Origin of the sequence: Streptomyces sp. BE303 (genome assembly GCF_036290945.1) — a bacterium.
Taxonomy (GTDB): domain Bacteria; phylum Actinomycetota; class Actinomycetes; order Streptomycetales; family Streptomycetaceae; genus Kitasatospora.
Genome location: NZ_JAQYWZ010000427.1, coordinates 1 through 209 on the forward strand (window position 1 = coordinate 1; position 209 = coordinate 209).

Here is a 209-nt window from a genome sequence, read left to right on the forward strand (position 1 = left end):
CGTCGTGCCGTCGATCGCGCAGACCAGCAGCCCCCGCCACCACGCCCCGGTGGTGCCGATTCCGGCGGCCGGGCCGCGTAGCAGGTCGAACAGCCAGCGCATCGGCTCGGCCCCCACCCGCCTGCGGGCCTGGGCGAACGCACCGCCGGTCGGGTCGGCGACCGGCAGGCCGTCCAGTCCGGCGGTCAGCCGCTGCCACACCTGCCGCC

Annotated in this window: 1 protein-coding gene; it reads right to left on the reverse strand. The window is 78.0% G+C overall.

From position 1 onward, the window contains the following. On the reverse strand, nucleotides 1–209 hold a 209-nt coding region (locus PUR56_RS08170), incomplete at both ends, for a transposase domain-containing protein (protein ID WP_329948404.1).